This is a genomic window from uncultured Cardiobacterium sp. (genome assembly GCF_938028185.1).
In the GTDB taxonomy this organism is placed as follows: domain Bacteria; phylum Pseudomonadota; class Gammaproteobacteria; order Cardiobacteriales; family Cardiobacteriaceae; genus Cardiobacterium.
On sequence record NZ_CALJAH010000124.1, the window covers coordinates 1 to 1,556 of the forward strand.

The following is a 1,556-nucleotide window of genomic DNA, read 5'->3' on the forward strand; positions in this document are numbered from 1 at the left end:
TTTGGAAGGAAGTCTATTCCGTCCAGCCGCCGCCGAGGGCTTTGTAGAGGGCAATCAGCGTCTGGTCGTGCGCCAGTTGGCTGCGGAGGTGGTTGTCGGCGTTTTGGTTGGCGCTGATGCGGGCGCTCAAGGTGTCGGCGAGGGTTTTGTTGCCGTAGCGGTAGAGTTTTTCGGCATCACGCGCCTGTTTTTCGGCTTCAATGCGCGCCTGGGCGAGCAGGCGGGTTTGGCTGGCGAGCGCGTCGCTCGCCTGGTAGGCGTTATCGACGTCGGCCAAGGCTTGCAGCAGGGTTTGGTCGTATTGCAACAGCGCGATTTTGAGGCGGGCGTCGGCGGCGTCAATGTTTGCCTGGACGCGGCCATTGGTGAACAGCGGCACTTGCAGGCTGGCGCCCAGGAGGTCAAGCAGGCCTTTTTGGGTGTCGTGGCTGTCGATGTTGAGCATTCCCTGGCCGAGGAAGTTGAGGGTGAGGCGCGGGTAGAGGTCGGCTTTGGCACTCGCTACTTTGGCGGCGCGGACATTGATTTCGGCGGCGCGGGCGCGCAGGTCGGGGCGGCGCTCTATCAGGCCTTGCGGGGTTTGGCCGGAGGGCGCTGCGGGCGGGTGGTTCAGCGCGTCGGCAGTGCTTGCGGGCAGGTGGTAGCCCTGCGGGGTTTTGCCCAGGAGGACGGCGATTTTGCGGATTTGCGCGGCGCGTTCGGCTTCGAGGGTGCTGCGCGCGGCACGGGCGGCGGTCAGGTGGCTTTGTGCTTCTGTTTTTTCGTAAGCGGTGGTGTGCCCGGCGCGGTAGCGGGCATCCACGTAATGCGCGAGTTTTTCGAGGGTGGCGATGTTGGCGTCGGCGAGTTGTTGTCGCGCTTCAAGCGCGCGCGCTTGCAGGTAGGCGTCGGCAACGGCGGCGCTGATTTGGAGTTGCGCGGCGTGGGTTTGTTCGGCGCTGGCGAGGGCGGCGTAGCGCGCGGCGTCGGCGTCGCTTTGTTTTTGGCCGAAGAGGTCGGCTTCCCATTTGGCGCTGAGGTTGGTGGCCAGCACGGTTTTGTGGGTGTTGATTTTGTCGCTGCGCGCCAGCGGGGTGCCGCCAAGCGGGTTGTCGAGGTCGGCGTCAAGGTGGCCGGCGTTCACGCCAAGGCCGATGGTCGCGCCCCGGTCGGCGTCGGCAAGGTTGGCGGTCGCCTGGGCTTCTTTGAGGCGGCTGCGGGCGATGGCGATGTCGGGGTTGTTCGCCAGCGCTTCTGTGATGAGTTGGTTCAAAACGGGGTCGTGCCACGCTTGCCACCAGCGGCGGATGTCGGTGTTGTCGGCGCGTGCCGGGGCGGCGTGGTCGTAGGCGGCGGGGAGGGTGATGGCGCTGCGGTGTTCGATGGTGGTGCTTTGGCAGGCGGTGAGCAGGGCGGCGAGGGTGATGAGGGTGAGGGTTTGCGGTTTCATGGCGGGTTCCTTGGGTTTGGGGTTTTACATACAGGTTGAGCGCTCAGGTGTATGTATGTGGGGAATGTTTGTCGGGTGCCGTTTGGGCTTCGGAGATGGTAATTCTGTCGCTACCCCCACCCCGTCC

General features: G+C 64.9%; 1 protein-coding gene. It reads right to left on the minus strand.

The annotated features are described in order from the left end of the window. Positions 1 to 13: 13 nt before the first annotated feature. Positions 14 to 1,429: an efflux transporter outer membrane subunit gene (locus tag Q0349_RS03900; protein ID WP_298079569.1), complete on the minus strand. Its 1,416-nt coding sequence runs from the start codon at positions 1,427 to 1,429 to the stop codon at positions 14 to 16. Positions 1,430 to 1,556 lie beyond the last annotated feature (127 nt).